The following is a 15,273-nucleotide window of genomic DNA, read 5'->3' on the forward strand; positions in this document are numbered from 1 at the left end:
TTTGCTCTAAGCGATTATTTTGTGTAAAATCCATTGTAGGAGTCCTCCTTGGTATCTAATTTCGAGGTCATCGCGATGACACTCTCTATCGTACCAAGGGGACTCTATTTTTGTACAACCGATTCTAATCCCACTTACCCTCAAATTTTTTGATATACAGGAATGCTTTTTAAGGTTCAGGATTTCTTCTCTTGCCTATTGAACAATTAGTCCTGATGCCTCTTCAATATTTGCTGCAAATACTCCTCTGACTTTCCTTTGGGAATACTAAGCGTTTCCCATGCCTCGTCTTTAAGCTGCTTCCCGGCAAAAACAATTTGCCCGACATGGTATGCATAATGTGCCAGTTGCCTTTCAATGGCGTCAATCACTGTATGGCTTTCACCACGCACCGTAACAGTTTTTAATAGATCCGCTTCATCCAAAGCATCCAACGTTTCAAGCACGGTTGTCCAGCCTTTTTCCCAAATAGACATCATGTCTTGCTTTGACGAAACGGTATTAATAAATTCCTGATCACGGTTTCTGTCGGATTTTTCACCATCAGATGTTAAAAAATCAGTCCATCTTGAAGTCATATTGCCGCTTAAGTGCTTAACGATGACTGCAACGCTGTTTGAAGTTTCATTTAATGTCCAGTGAATATCCCCTCCGGACAATTGCTGTAAGGCTTTATCACCCAGCCCCTTCACTTTTCGGAATCTTTCCCGGACAATTTTTAAATACTCAGTTCCAATGGTCATAAACATCCCGCCTGTTATCATTCGTTTTGCTTATTATAACTTCCCAACTCCCTGGTGACAGCGCTGAGGAATTGGGAAGGTGTATTTCTATACGTCTTTTACTTACCTGTAGGATGCATGTGTTGGCTGAAACAAGTCTTCATCGGCATTTCTGACAACTGAAAAGTGTTCTACATTGTAATGACCATGAAGCGTTTCATTATGGTGCTTTATAATTTGTTCTGCACTTAAAACTCCACTGCCAGTTGTTGAGTGTCCATCACCGACCAGTGTTACATCAAAGCCGCTAATAGTGGCTGTTCTGACGGCACTATCTATACAGTGTTGAGTTTCACAGCCCATCATAACAACATGCTCCATTTCCTGCGACCTTAAATGATTTAAAAGCCCTGTACCATGGAAGGAATTCGTTGCCGTTTTATCAAAAATCTTTGACGCGGCAGGTACATTAATCTCATCGTGAACCTGAAATCCTTCATCCGTACCTCCAGCAACATCCAGATCCCTTACCAAGACAACTGGAACGTCAGATTTCAGTGCCTTTTCAATCACGAAATTAATATTCCTGATAAGCCGTCCTTTATTAAAAACCGCGCTTTCTTCCTGATTCCCATCAATTAATTCCTGTTGGGCATCAATAATTAATAATGTTTGCTTCAAATGATATTCCCCTTTCAAATACAAGGAAAACGCTATATCATGCTTTAGACGTATTCCCCTTAGTACACGTTCCTAAATATATTTTATTCGTCATAATATCTGCCCCTCCTAATCAAAAAATAATTGTCCACAAATCAGCGTTCTAATTTTTAGACAACTGAATCGTAACATAATTCTTTCTGGAATGGTACTGCCTGAAAATAAGGGAATATGATTTTCCAATAAGCGTGAAAAGAAGCCATCCAATATGTTGGTCAATGAACCTTCCATTTTTCTGGGCATATATTATGTATGAGTAATCTTAAAGGGGGATGAAACGCATGGAAAAGTGGCTTAGAAGTTTAAAAACTAAAACGCCTCAAGAGGGCTTTGAATTAGCCATTACATTGGCTCAGAAGGGTGTACAATACACACAGCCGTCGGAAAAGATCAGGAAAAAATTGCGGCCAAAATATGCCCGGAACGCTCGTAGTCTGATATCCGCTTCACAAGTGGTTGCTATAAACTTTCAAACGATAGCCGCTGCGAATCATTATTGGGAAAAAAATGATGATGATTTAAGCCAGTTTTTGTTTTGAGTAGCAAGGGTTTCGAAAGACGTAGGTGACCTCGAGAAATGGTTAGACGGAAGGACAGGTTTAATGGCCCATTTCGTTTTTCTTTGAATAGGGACATGGCTCCTGTCCGCCGTACCAAACACTCTTTTACGCAAAGTCGTCGAGCAATGCACGCACTTCATCTGTTGACTCGGCCTCCATCAATTGATTTCTCAGTTCACTTGCCCCCTGGAATTCACGGACATATATCTTAAAGAATCGACGAAGCGGTTTGAACGGACGCGGGTCTAATTCAGTTGAATATTGATCAAAAAGATCCAGATGCAGCCGTAAGAGATCAAGCAATTCCTTACTGTTATGGTCTTTTGTCTCCTTTTCAAAGACAAATGGATTTTTAAAAACGCCGCGCCCAATCATAACCCCGTCGACACCGTATTGTTGTGCAAGCCGAGCGCCGGTTTGCAGGTCAGGGATATCACCATTGATTGTCAAAAGCGTGTCCGGTGCCACATGATCACGAAGTTTCTTGATTTCCGGGATCAATTCCCAATGGGCGTCCACTTTGCTCATTTCTTTTTTTGTCCGCAGATGGATGGACAAATTGACGATGTCCTGATCCAATAAATGTCTCAGCCAGTTGCGCCATTCATCGACATTCGTGTAACCAAGCCTTGTCTTCACACTGACAGGCAATCCGCCTGCTTTGGCTGCTTGAATAATATCGGCTGCAACGTCCGGGCGGCGGATAAGACCGCACCCCTTCCCTTTGGGGGCCACATTAGGCGCAGGACATCCCATATTAATATCGATCCCCTGAAAGCCTTCTTTCGCCATACCAATACTCATTTGCCGAAAATGCTCAGGCTTATCGCCCCATATGTGGGCAACCATAGGCTGTTCATCTTCTGTAAATGTCAAACGCCCGCGCACACTATGGACTGCCGTCGGGTGGCAGTAACTGTCTGTATTTGTAAACTCTGTAAAAAACACATCCGGCCTGGCTGCCGTGCTTACGACATGACGAAAAACAACGTCCGTCACGTTCTCCATGGGAGCCAGCACATAAAACGGACGTGGTAAATGATACCAAAAATTATCTTCCATATTAAATTCAATTCCTTTCATAGGTGACAAAAGCTTCGAAAAAACCCACGAAATCCAGCATAAAATCCAGATTTCAATGAGGATGTTCCCTGGCTCCATCCTTTAACCATTTCGCTGTCACTGTTTTTGCATATAGCATGTCTTCTGGTGTTCCTTCAAAAAGAATATGTCCGCCTTGTTTGCCTCCTCCTGGGCCCAGTTCTATTACCCAGTCAGAGGCCGCTATAAAGTCCAGATTATGCTCGATTATTATAACAGAATTGCCTTTGTTTACAAGCGTTTGAAATAAATTTAACAGTTTTCCGTTATCTTTTTTGTGCAGTCCTAGGGAGGGTTCGTCCAGCAAGTAGATTTGTCCTTCTTTTTGTAGGTGGCTCGCTAATTTCAAGCGTTGGACTTCTCCTCCACTCAAAGAACTTGTCGTCTGTCCGAGCGCCAAATAGCCGAGTCCGACTTCCTTGAGCATATTTACCCTTTTAATAATCTTCGGCTTTTGAAAATAGTTTAGCGCTTCATCTATCGTTAAATCTAAAATCTCAACTATATTTTTACCATGATACCGATAAGACAAGGCTTTGCTTGAAAATCGTGTCCCACCGCAAGCTTCACAGGCAATTGTCACCGGATCTGCAAATGCGACGTCAGGCTTCATCACGCCTTTTCCATTGCAAACCGGACAGGCTCCAAGCGAATTGAAACTGAATAAACCAGCCTGCTGACCTGTTTCTTTGGCAAAAATCGATCGGATGTCGTCCATGATGCCCATATACGTAGCGAGTGTTGAACGGTTGGAAATACCTATGCTCCCTTGCCCCACCTTAATCATTTCCGGGAAACGTTCCGGGAAGGCCTCAAGCATTAAAGAACTTTTGCCCGAACCAGACACGCCGCATATGGAGACGAAGGCATTTTCGGGGATATTTACGTTTGTATTTTTTAAGTTATTGTTACGTGCTTTTTTTATGGTGAAATGACTTTTTATCTCTCTTGGATTTTTGTTTATGTTTAGCTTATGGTCCAGGATTGTTTTGGCTTTAGAACTTTTTAATCCTTCTAATTCCCCTTGATAGACAACTTCTCCTCCATTTACACCTGCTCCTGGTCCCATCTCGATTATTTCATCAGCTGCTTTTACGACGGATAGATCGTGTTCAATGACAATTACATTATTATGTCCATCTTTTATATTTCTTAGCATCTGTATTAACATATTCACTTCTTGTGGATGAAGTCCTGCGGTTGGTTCATCGAAAATGTAGGTGAGGTTATTTAGACTGCTCCCTAAATGACGAGCGATTTTCACCCTTTGAGCTTCGCCGCCGGACAACGTACTCATCTTTCGTGACAGGCTCAAATACCCTAACCCCATATCAACTAGTTGTTTGATATGCGGGATTGTTTGAATTGCAATTGATTCTCCCATTGGATCTTTTATCCGATTTAATTCTTCCAAAAGGTCTGCGATTTCTAATTGATCGTATTCTGCAATATTTAAGCCATTGATTCTGCATTCTAAAACTCTTGGGTTCAGACCGGACCCACCGCACGTTTCGCATAATGCATGTGAGGTTACAGCTAAAACATCATCCTGGGATACGCCTCTCAGCTTTGAAATATCCCTGTTTATATAAAGACGTTTAAATCTGGGAATGATCCCATCCCAATCATGCTTTTGAGGTCCATTTTTTGTATGAAATGGCGCATTTACTGTTTTACCTTCTCCAGGACCATATAGTAGAAGCTGGAGTTTTTCTTTTGGGTAGTCCTTTAGGGCTTTATCCGGATCGAATAATCCGCACGTCATCATCCAGTTACCTTGCCACCCTGAAGGCGATAGAGGCTTAAACTGAACTGCATGCTCTCGAAGTGATTTATCGAAATTGATCATCTTATTTAGGTCTGGAGCAATTGTCTCCCCAAATCCACCGCATTCAGCACAGCTGCCAAAAGAACTTTGACTCGAAAATTCGGTAGCAGAACCTATGGACGGTTTTCCTATTCTTGAAAACAAAAGTCTGATTAATGGGTCTGCATCCATATAGGTGCCAACTGTTGAACGAGAATTGCCTCCAGCAGGTCTTTGCTCGACAACAACAACCGGACTCAAATTTTGCATAAGATCAGCATGTGGTCTTTCATATCTTGGCATTTGATATCTGACATAGTGAGGATAATTCAACGTCATTTGTCTTCTGCTTTCTGTTGCTAATGTATCAAAAATAACCGAACTTTTCCCTGAGCCCGAAAGACCAGTAAATACAACAATTTTTTCTTTCGGGAGGTTTAAATCTACATTGTTTAAATTATTCTCTTTAAGCCCTCTTAAAATGATTTCATCTTTCATTTCCGCCATTTTATCACGCTTTCTGATTTTATCTGCAAACAAATGCCTAAGATACGCCAGGCCTCATCAATTGGCTGCTTGTGATTCTATCTTTTTGGTATACTCGTCCTACAAACATTATGAACACAAAAGATATATTTAAAAGATCGGAAGGAAGTCCTTGATTTAAAAGGGTTTCCCACTATCTGTTGAAGAGTATCTGTTCTATTTTAACACCAATCAAAATTTAACATCGATTCAAACTACTTGTAATCACACAAAATAAGCTATAATTAGATATAATCAAACAAAATGGCAATGGTTTTCAAAGGCAGGTGATAATAATGCTTGAAGGTAAAAGAATTTTAATAATTGAAGATGATCAAGAAATTAGTAAGCTGTTAAACGTCATTTTAACAAAATCAAACATGAGTCCAGTTGTGGCTTATTCTGGTACAGAAGGCCTTCTACAGCTGCATAATAATACATACGATTTAATTCTCTTGGACTTAATGTTACCAGGTAAAAGCGGGGAAGAATTAATAAAACAGATCAGAGAAGAGAGTGCGATTCCCATTATTGTCATTTCCGCCAAGATTGACATTGAAAATAAAGTACACGTATTGAAAGTGGGCGCAGACGATTATATAACGAAACCATTTAATCAAGAAGAGGTTCTGGCTAGGGTTGAAGTTCAATTAAGAAAATCAGTTAATAATCCATCACAAACGCCGTATAAAGTATGGCGTGGTCTAAAAATCGATCCGAAAAAGCTATCTGTATCATTAGAAAACAACGAACTGCAATTAACGAATGCAGAGTTTGATATTTTGTCCTTATTTGTAAGTTATCCAGATCGTGCTTTTTCCAAAAGGGAGATTTATGAAAGAATCTGGAAAGGGACCTATTTAGGCGATGACAATACCATTAATGTTCATGTCTCAAATCTTCGTAAAAAATTTGCCGAAATCACCTCTGACGAGTATATAAAGACAATTTGGGGGATCGGCTTTATGTTGGTTTGATTTCTTTATAATTTCTTTATGTTTTGTTTAAGGGATATTAAAGACATCTAAGCTAAACTAAATGTATCAATAAATTTAGCGAAGGAGTCAACAAGATGGATATCATTATTCAAACGTATCAATTGAAGAAAACCTTTAAGAAAGAAGTAGTTATCAAACCCCTTGATTTCTCATTAAGGAAAGGAGAAATTTGCGCATTAATTGGCAAAAATGGTGCTGGCAAATCGACGATATTTAAAATGCTTTCAGGGCAATTATTTCCAACTGCAGGAGACATTCAATTATTTGGCAAGTCAGGCAAGGAAACGGCTCAAGCCAAAAAAAGAATGGGCTTCATGATCGAGGCACCGGAATTTTTCCCGGATTTTACTGCAGCCCAAAATCTTGAGTATTTTCGAATTCAGCGAGGCATTGCTGAGAAGGAACGCATCTATGAAGTTTTGCAAATTGTTGACCTAGCAAAGCAAAAGAAAAAGCGGTTTAGAGATTACTCCATGGGAATGAAGCAGCGATTAGGAATTGCCCTATGTCTATTAAGTAGTCCAGATTGCTTAGTGTTGGATGAGCCAATCAATGGGTTGGATGCTGAAGGAATTATGGAGATTCGTAAGTTATTATTGAAGCTGAACGAGGAAAAACAAATATCGATTCTAGTTTCAAGTCATATTTTAACCGAACTGCAATTGCTGGCAACACGTTTTGTATTTATCAAGAATGGTGTAATCGTCGATGATTTAAGTAAAAAGACTTTAGATGATAAAAGTAAGAAACAAATTCGTCTTAAAGTTGATGATGCAGCGAAAGCAGCACGATTGTTAGAGCAAGCATATCCTGATATTCAATATAAAATCCTTCCTAATCATATCATAACCATCCAAAATTATGTAGAAGAGAGCGGTGAAATCAATCGGCTTTTAATCGACAGTGGTGTGTTAGTGATGGAGTTTCGTATCGAAGCACTGAATTTAGAAGAGTACTTCTTAGGATTAGTGGAGGGGGTTGAAAAATGATTAATTATATGAAAAGCGAACATTATCGTTTGCTACGTAAAAAAGGTCTTTATATTACGAGTATGATTTGTTTATTGTTAATTGTCGCAGCAGTGGTTGTTTTGTACTTTTCTCAACAGCAAGAGCCGAATTTCCCTTACGCAACGAGCATGTTTTTATATTCGAGCGTAATTGGTAATACGCTACTAATTATGATTGTAGCATTGCTCTTTAATTCTACGCTTACAGGGAAGGATACGTCTCTAATCAAACAATCTGTATCCTTTGGTTTTTCTCGGAACACGGTCTTTTGGTCAAAGCTAATCCTAACTTTAGGTTACTTTCTGTTACTATGTGTGACTGGTCTGCTCTTAACGATTACATTAGGAGAAACACTCATGGCCAGTAAAGAACATTCGGTCAGCAATTTCCTGATAGCTGGTTCAAACATGGTACCGATTGTGCTCAGCGGATTTATTCTGATTCATGTGATGAAAATGCTGAATGTCAGTGAAGTCTATATTATTATCCTGTTCCTATTCATTTATATTTTTTCTGGTGATCTATTATACATGCTGTTCGATTATACGCCAAGTACACTATTAAACGAAAACTTAACGAGCTTTATGAATCAATCTGCACATTTCGATTATCGTCTTTGGGTAACAGGTATCGTGATTTCCGTGATTTCTTTACTAATAGGGACGAAAAGATTCGCCAAACAAAATATCAATTGATGAAGAAGGGATGAATGGATGTGAATGGCTGGTTGATAATCCTTATTTTGATTTTCCTACTAATGGTTAGTATCGGGATGCTTCTGCTATTCCATTGGGATATTAGAAGAATGACGAACCAATTGGAAGAAATCATTGAAAATTTCGGTACAAATGAATTAGTGCGCACAAATACGCACAGTAAAAGCCTCATCAGATTTGTTACGAAAATCAATCAGCTCATTCATTTATTCAAGCAGGATCAGCAGCACACGCAAAAGAGAGAAGAAGAAATAAAGCAGGAAATAACAAATATCTCTCATGATTTAAGAACGCCTTTAACATCAATGAAAGGATTCTCAGAACTGTTACATGATCCCTCTTTATCCGAAACAGAAAGAATAGAGTTTTTAACTATTATTCAAAGGAAGATAGACAATCTCAGCATGATGGTCGATTTATTCTATGAGTTCTCACAAATTGATTCATCAGACAAACAATTGGTTATGGAGCAGCAGTTTTTGAATCAAATTATCGTAGATGCTATGCTCATGTTCTACAATGATTTTGAAAAAAGCCAGTTAAAGATCCATGTGGATAAAACCGTCGTGGCCCCTATTTTTGCTGACAAGAAAGCAACAAATCGAATTGTGACAAACATTATTCAAAATGCTTTGCGGTATGCCAAAAGCTATGTAACCATTAACTTAATTGAAGAAAAAGAATATGTTCGGTTAAGGGCAGTCAATGATGTTAATGAGTTTGATCGTACTGAACTCCATCGAATTTTTGATCGAACATTTAAGATGGATACTAGTCGAACTAATGGACGGCTTGGATTAGGCTTGCATATTGTCAGGCAGCTTATCAATAAACAAGAAGGTGGAGCAACTGCCGATATTCATGAAAATGAATTTAAGATTGACGTAACCTTTAAGAAATGGGGTTAGAGTGGGAAAAACGCCTAAGCAATAATTCTGTCATAAACATGTCAGAGCGCGGAGTTAAGATACATTATATAACGTGATGCATCAAAAGACATTATAATAAGTAATCTGTTGGCAGTCAGAACATGAATAAATCTCGAGGTCCTATTGAGGAAACTCGAGATTTATTGGAATCGGGCTTTTAAATTTAACTGGACTATTTCCTCTCCAGCCAGCACACCGCTTCAACATGATGGGTCTGCGGAAACATATCCACTGGCTGGACTTCCTGTGTAGCATAGCCACCGTCTTCCAGAATACGTAAGTCCCGCGCCAGAGTTGACGGGTTACATGACACATATACAATCCGCTTCGGCTCCATTCCGAGCATGGCTTTTAGCAGTTCCTCGTCACAGCCTTTTCGCGGTGGGTCGACGACAACCACGTCCGGGCGCAAACCTTGAGCTGTCCACCAGGGCATGACTTTTTCCGCTTCGCCGACATAAAACTCGGCATTAGTGAAACCGTTCAATCCGGCATTTTTCCAGGCATCATCAACCGCTTCCGGGACAACTTCTACACCGTAAACTTTTTTGGCCTCCTGTGCCAAAAACAATGAGATGGTACCAATTCCGCAGTAAGCATCAACAACCGTATCATCGCTGCCAATCCTGGCATATTCCAATGCTTTATCATATAACTTCTTCGTCTGGGGCGGATTGACCTGATAAAACGATTTGGCGGAAATGGCAAATTGAATATCACCGATTGTGTCATAAATATAGTCTTCTCCCCAGATGGCCTTCGATTGTTTCCCCCAAATGGAATTTGTTTTCCGATCATTGATGTTATGAACGATCGATTTAATATGCGGATACGTCTTGATCAGTTCCTTGACCATTGCGTCCTGATGCGGCAAATCGGACGTTCGTGTTATGATGACAATCATCGTATCCTTTGTCACTTCACCTGTTCGAACAACTATATGCCTTAACACACCAGTATCTTTGTCCTCATCATAGGAAGGGATTCCCAGCCGGTCAGCGATTCGCCGTACCGCTTCCACCATCCGGTCATTCACTTCATCCTGGATATTACACGTCTCCATCCCATCAATGATCCGGTGACTGCGTTTTTGGTAAAAACCGGTTTTTAGTTCACCGTCTTCCTTTTCCCCCACAGGCATCTGCACTTTATTGCGATAACGCCAGGGATCGTCCATGCGAATGATCGAATGCACCGGTACGTCTTCAAGATGAGCAACTTTTCGCATAGCATTTCTTACCTGATTCTGTTTCATCTCAAGCTGCAGTTCATAGCTCATATGCTGCAGCTGACATCCACCGCATTGATAATACACATCACATGGCGGTTCAACGCGCTCTTCACTGGATTTCGTAACCTTAATCAGTTTGCCGAACCCAAAGTTTTTATTGACCTTAACAACCTTGACTTCGCCCTCCTCACCCGGGAGTGCGTAAGGAACAAATAATGGATAGCCATTAATTTTTCCGACACCGCTCCCTTCATGAGTCAAATCTTCAAACTGAAGTGTCACGGTCTGATTCTTTTTCACTGGTGCTGCTTGTTTCGCCATTGTTATCTTCCTTTTCGTACGTTTAATATAGTTCTAATCCTACCATATCCTTTGTTATGAATTAAAAAGACTGCCACTGTCAGCAGTCTTTCGTCAACCTTCTTTTTCAACAAATTTATCCGGCACAAAAAACGCAATGTGCTGGGGCAGGTTTTCAAATTCACCCGGCAGCAGCCCGCCGTATTCACCATCTATGTTCAGTTGCATCTTATCATCTGTTTCAACGCTGATATGTTTAGCTTGCGTATACAAAATCCGCTTATCCTCAAGATGAGCGCCCCTGATGGCCAGACTGGCAATACGAACAAATTCAGCCAGATTCATTTTCTTTAAAATCAACAGATCAAAATAGCCATCATCCAAGCGTGCATCAGGCGCCAGCTTTTCAAAACCACCGACTGAATTGGTATTGGCAACGAGGAACAGCATGATGTCCTCATCGAGAATGGTTCCATCATATTCAATTCTTGCCCGCGTCGGCTTCAGAGAGGGAAGCATTTCAATCCCCTTCACATAGTAGGCCAAATGACCAAGCACTGTTTTTAGCTTACTTGGGACATCATACGTCAGTTCTGTCAATTTACCGCCCCCGGCGATGTTGACAAAATAGTGGGCATTCACACGGCCGATATCGAGGAGCTTTGATTGACCGTTCAAAATAATATCGACTGCTTTTCTAATATCACGGGGAATGCACAAGGCTCTGGCAAAATCATTGGTTGTGCCAGTCGGGATAACGCCAAGGCTTGGACGGTGTTCCTGCTCCGCCAATCCATTGATGACTTCATTGATTGTACCATCACCACCTACCGCAACAACTAGATCAAAGTGCCGTTCGACAGCTATTTTGGCAGCCTCGATGGCGTCACCTTCGCGCGTTGTCGCGTGTGCTGATGTTTCAAAGCCGGCGATTTCAAACCGCTCCAATACAGTGGGCAGTTCCTTCTTAAATGCCTCTCTTCCTGATGTCGGGTTATATATAATGCGAGCTTTTTTCATGACATTCTCTCCCAACGCGCAAATCAGTTTTACACCTAACGTCTATCATAGCGTTTTTTACATTGATTGAAAAGCCATTGCTTAAAAATGATGGACTGCTGCCGTAAATTGGCAGCCGGTCCATCATTTATTTCTATGACTTTCTTATTCGGTTCAGTACGACAGACGAGAAATCTGGCGTTTTCACGCGAAAATCCGGCGTTTCTGCATTTAATGACGTTGTCAGCCTATACTTTGGCGTTTCCGCAACTTAAGCAATCAAGCAACTAACGCTTGTCAATCTCGGCTTGCAAAATTTTATTCACCATCGGCGGGTTGGCCTGGCCTTTGGTTACTTTCATGACCTGACCGACCAGGTATTTAATGGCGCGGTCTTTGCCGTTTTTATAGTCAATAATGGATTGTTCATTTTCGTCCAGTACATTTGTGATGATTTCAGTTAGCTGGCCTTCATCGGAAATTTGCACAAGACCTTTTTCCTTCACAATCTTTTCCGGATCGCCGCCGTTTTCCACAAGTTCGGCAAAAACTTTCTTGGCGATCTTGGATGAAATCGTGCCATCCTCAATCAACTTGATCATGGTCGCCAGTGCTTCCGGCGTCAAAGCAAGTTCGTGCAATTCTTTGTAGTGCTTGTTCATATATGCTAAAACATCGCCCATCAGCCAATTGGAAGCCTGCTTGATATCCGCGCCATTTTCAACTGCTCCCTCGAAGAAATCAGACATTTCCTTGGAACTGGTCAAAACAGCGGCATCATATTCAGGAAGCTGTAACTCATCGATGTAGCGCTGTTTACGGGCATCCGGCAATTCCGGAATCTCAGCACGAATGCGTTCCTTCCATTCTTCATCAATATACAGCGGCACAAGGTCCGGTTCCGGGAAATAACGGTAGTCGTCGGAGCCTTCTTTGACGCGCATCAAAATCGTTTCTTTGGTTTTTTCATCATAACGGCGCGTTTCCTGTAAAATTTCGCCGCCTGAGAGCAGTTCTTTTTCCTGACGTTTCTCTTCAAATTCCAGACCTTTTTGTACAAATGAGAAGGAGTTCAGGTTTTTTAGTTCGGTTTTGACACCAAACTCTTCCTGCCCAATCGGACGGATAGACAAATTGGCGTCACACCGGAGCGATCCTTCTTCCATTTTGCAATCCGAAACACCAGTATATTGAATGATATTTTTTAGTTTTTCCAGATAGGCATAGGCTTCTTCCGGTGAGCGCATATCCGGTTCCGAAACAATTTCAATCAGCGGCGTTCCCTGGCGGTTAAAGTCAACGAGCGAATGCCCATCATCCTGGTGGGTCAATTTGCCAGCGTCTTCTTCCATATGCAGACGGGTAATCCCAATTCGTTTTTTCTTGCCGTTCACCTCAATCTCAATCGAGCCATTTTCACCGATTGGCTGATCAAACTGGGAGATCTGATAGGCCTTCGGGTTGTCCGGGTAAAAGTAGTTTTTTCGGTCAAATTTGGTATCGGTTGCGATGTCACAGTTCAGTGCCAATGCTGCCTTCATGGCAAAGTTGACCGCTTCTTCGTTCAACACCGGCAAAACGCCCGGATAGCCAAGGTCAATCGGGCTGACGTTTGTGTTTGGCTCATCACCGAATGCGTTGGGGCTTGGACTGAAAATTTTGGAGTCCGTTTTTAATTCGACGTGTACTTCAAGTCCGATAATTGTTTCAAAGTTCATGATTTGGCACCTCCCAATTGAGGCCGTTTTGTATGATGTTCCGTTGCCTGCTCATACGCATGTGCCGCACGATAGACCGTTCCTTCATCAAAAGCATTCCCGATGATCTGCAAGCCAATTGGCAACCCTTTTTCTGAAAAACCGCATGGCACCGAAATTCCAGGAACGCCTGCCAGGTTGACTGGAATAGTCAAAATATCGTTGGCATACATCGTCAATGGATCATCGACTTTTTCACCGACTTTAAATGCAGGTGTTGGTGCAGTTGGCCCGATGACGACATCATAATCATTCAAAATCTGATCAAAGTCATTTTTAATCAATGTCCGTACTTTCTGTGCTTTTTTATAGTACGCATCATAATACCCGGAACTCAGCGCGAATGTCCCAAGCATGATCCGGCGTTTAACTTCATCACCAAAACCCTCACTGCGGGAATGGGTGAACATATCCATCATATTATTTGCTTTGTCCGAACGCACGCCATAGCGGACACCGTCAAAACGGGCCAGGTTGGCGGATGCTTCGGATGATGCGAGGAGATAATAAGCCGAGACCGCATATTTCGAGTGCGGCAGGGAAACTTCCTCCCACTCAGCACCGAGCAGTTCATATACTTTTAACGCGTTCATGACCGCCTCTTTTACTTCAGGCGCAACACCCTCTGACAGGTATTCTTTCGGTACAGCAATTTTCATTCCCTTGACATCACCTGTCAGCTTGTCCGTATAGGAAGGTACATCAACATTGGCGCTGGTTGAATCCATTTTGTCATGGCCGGAAATGACTTCAAGCACGCGTGCATTGTCCCCTACACTGTGGGTGATCGGGCCAATTTGATCAAGGGATGATGCAAACGCGACAAGCCCGGAGCGCGACACACGGCCGTATGTTGGTTTCATGCCAACGACACCGCAGAATGAGGCCGGCTGACGGATTGAGCCGCCCGTGTCAGAACCGAGGGAAAACAATACCTCCCCTGCTGCAACAGACGCTGCCGAACCACCGCTGGATCCCCCCGGGACGTGATCCGTATTCCAAGGGTTGCGGGTAGACGCATAACTGGAATTTTCCGTCGATGACCCCATGGCAAATTCGTCCATGTTCAATTTACCGACCGTTACTGTTTTTTCTGCATTCAATTTTTCAACAACCGTTGCATTGTACAGCGGATCGTCAAAGTTTTTCAGAAATTGACTACCACATGTGGTCCGCAAGCCTTTCGTGACAATATTATCTTTAATGCCAGCCGGAATCGCAAATAACCGTGCGTCTGCATCCGGCGCTGCGTCCAACTGTTTCGCCTGGCTGCGGGCGTGTTCTTCATCCAACGTTAAAAATGCCTTCACCTGGTCATCAACTTCTCTGATCCGGTCATATGATGCATCAACCAGGTCTTCAGCGGAAATTTCCTTTTTATGTAACATGTCTTCCAATTGTTTGATGCTATGGTCAAATAGTGACATTCTTTTCCCTCCTTATTCCAGAATTGACGGCACGCGGAAATATCCACCCTGCTTGTCCGGTGCATTTTTCAGTGCTTCTTCTCTGGAAATCCATTCTTTCGGCTCGTCCTCGCGCAGTACATTTTTCAAATCCAGAACATGAGTTGTCGGTTCAACGTTATCCGTATCCAGTTCATTTAACTGCTCCGCATAATCAATGATTGAACTTAGTTGTTCAGTAAACATATCAGCTTCTTCTTCGGTTATGGCAAGTCGTGCCAAATTGGCAACATGCTTAACCTGATCTTTTGAAATATCTGCCATGCTGTACACCTCCATTAACTGATTTTTACCTTATTTTTATTATAACTCAACTTTCGCACCAACAAAATCGTAGTTAGCTTAAAACATGCAAGTGCTTGTAGAATTTAAAATAGGAGTTTGACATTACGTTTAAACATGAAAAAACACCTCAACATTTGGTATAGTTAA

14 protein-coding genes are annotated in these 15,273 nt (G+C 41.8%); 5 read left to right on the plus strand and 9 right to left on the minus strand.

Annotation, left to right across the window (positions count from 1 at the left end):
* Window positions 1-206 precede the first annotated feature (206 nt).
* Both E4U82_RS18295 and E4U82_RS18300 read right to left on the minus strand, forming a co-directional pair.
* The gene (locus E4U82_RS18295; protein WP_135111684.1) at window positions 207-743 is read right to left on the minus strand and encodes a DUF1572 family protein; all 537 of its coding nucleotides are present in this window, start codon (window positions 741-743) and stop codon (window positions 207-209) included.
* Window positions 744-845: 102 nt separating this feature from the next.
* A complete protein-coding gene (locus E4U82_RS18300) occupies window positions 846-1,403 on the minus strand; it encodes an isochorismatase family protein (protein ID WP_135111685.1) in 558 nt (185 codons plus the stop codon).
* 320 nt (window positions 1,404-1,723) lie between these two features.
* Between E4U82_RS18300 and E4U82_RS18305 the strand changes: the two genes are divergently transcribed.
* Complete coding sequence (locus E4U82_RS18305) at window positions 1,724-1,981, plus strand: hexameric tyrosine-coordinated heme protein (protein ID WP_135111686.1); 258 nt, start codon at window positions 1,724-1,726, stop codon at window positions 1,979-1,981.
* Window positions 1,982-2,107: 126 nt separating this feature from the next.
* On the opposite strand, the gene E4U82_RS18310 is transcribed toward E4U82_RS18305, so the two are convergent.
* Both E4U82_RS18310 and E4U82_RS18315 read right to left on the minus strand, forming a co-directional pair.
* On the minus strand, window positions 2,108-3,064 hold the full coding sequence (locus E4U82_RS18310; RefSeq protein ID WP_209300605.1) for a tRNA dihydrouridine synthase: 957 nt from the start codon (window positions 3,062-3,064) through the stop codon (window positions 2,108-2,110).
* Between the two features lie 73 nt (window positions 3,065-3,137).
* Complete coding sequence (locus E4U82_RS18315; RefSeq protein WP_135111688.1) at window positions 3,138-5,417, minus strand: ATP-binding cassette domain-containing protein; 2,280 nt, start codon at window positions 5,415-5,417, stop codon at window positions 3,138-3,140.
* A 314-nt stretch (window positions 5,418-5,731) separates the two neighbouring features.
* On the opposite strand from E4U82_RS18315, the gene E4U82_RS18320 reads away from it, so the two are divergent.
* From E4U82_RS18320 to E4U82_RS18335, 4 genes are all read left to right on the plus strand, one after another.
* On the plus strand, window positions 5,732-6,412 hold the full coding sequence (locus tag E4U82_RS18320; RefSeq protein ID WP_135111690.1) for a response regulator transcription factor: 681 nt from the start codon (window positions 5,732-5,734) through the stop codon (window positions 6,410-6,412).
* Between the two features lie 95 nt (window positions 6,413-6,507).
* On the plus strand, window positions 6,508-7,422 hold the full coding sequence (locus E4U82_RS18325; RefSeq protein WP_135111692.1) for an ATP-binding cassette domain-containing protein: 915 nt from the start codon (window positions 6,508-6,510) through the stop codon (window positions 7,420-7,422).
* A gap of 377 nt (window positions 7,423-7,799) precedes the next feature.
* A complete protein-coding gene (locus tag E4U82_RS20395; protein ID WP_245183650.1) occupies window positions 7,800-8,138 on the plus strand; it encodes a hypothetical protein in 339 nt (112 codons plus the stop codon).
* A gap of 14 nt (window positions 8,139-8,152) precedes the next feature.
* Window positions 8,153-9,067 (plus strand): sensor histidine kinase, encoded by a 915-nt coding sequence (locus E4U82_RS18335; protein WP_425339542.1) that lies wholly within the window; start codon window positions 8,153-8,155, stop codon window positions 9,065-9,067.
* A gap of 193 nt (window positions 9,068-9,260) precedes the next feature.
* On the opposite strand, the gene rlmD is transcribed toward E4U82_RS18335, so the two are convergent.
* The 5 genes from rlmD to gatC all read right to left on the minus strand — a co-directional run bounded on the left by rlmD (window position 9,261) and on the right by gatC (window position 15,105).
* Window positions 9,261-10,640 (minus strand): 23S rRNA (uracil(1939)-C(5))-methyltransferase RlmD, encoded by a 1,380-nt coding sequence (gene rlmD / locus E4U82_RS18340; RefSeq protein WP_135111696.1) that lies wholly within the window; start codon window positions 10,638-10,640, stop codon window positions 9,261-9,263.
* A 93-nt stretch (window positions 10,641-10,733) separates the two neighbouring features.
* Window positions 10,734-11,639, minus strand: coding sequence for a diacylglycerol kinase (locus tag E4U82_RS18345; protein WP_135111697.1), 906 nt, complete (start codon window positions 11,637-11,639; stop codon window positions 10,734-10,736).
* Window positions 11,640-11,905: 266 nt separating this feature from the next.
* Window positions 11,906-13,336, minus strand: a complete 1,431-nt coding sequence (gatB, locus tag E4U82_RS18350; RefSeq protein WP_135111698.1) for an Asp-tRNA(Asn)/Glu-tRNA(Gln) amidotransferase subunit GatB — start codon at window positions 13,334-13,336, stop codon at window positions 11,906-11,908.
* Window positions 13,333-14,802, minus strand: coding sequence for an Asp-tRNA(Asn)/Glu-tRNA(Gln) amidotransferase subunit GatA (gatA, locus tag E4U82_RS18355; RefSeq protein WP_135111699.1), 1,470 nt, complete (start codon window positions 14,800-14,802; stop codon window positions 13,333-13,335). The genes gatB and gatA overlap by 4 nt, the downstream gene beginning before the upstream one ends.
* Window positions 14,803-14,814: 12 nt before the next feature.
* Window positions 14,815-15,105 carry an Asp-tRNA(Asn)/Glu-tRNA(Gln) amidotransferase subunit GatC gene (gatC, locus tag E4U82_RS18360; protein WP_135111700.1) on the minus strand — a complete coding sequence of 97 codons (291 nt, stop codon included), beginning with the start codon at window positions 15,103-15,105 and terminating at the stop codon, window positions 14,815-14,817.
* Window positions 15,106-15,273 lie beyond the last annotated feature (168 nt).

The sequence above is a fragment of the Lentibacillus salicampi genome, assembly GCF_004565465.1.
GTDB lineage: Bacteria > Bacillota > Bacilli > Bacillales > Amphibacillaceae > Lentibacillus > Lentibacillus salicampi.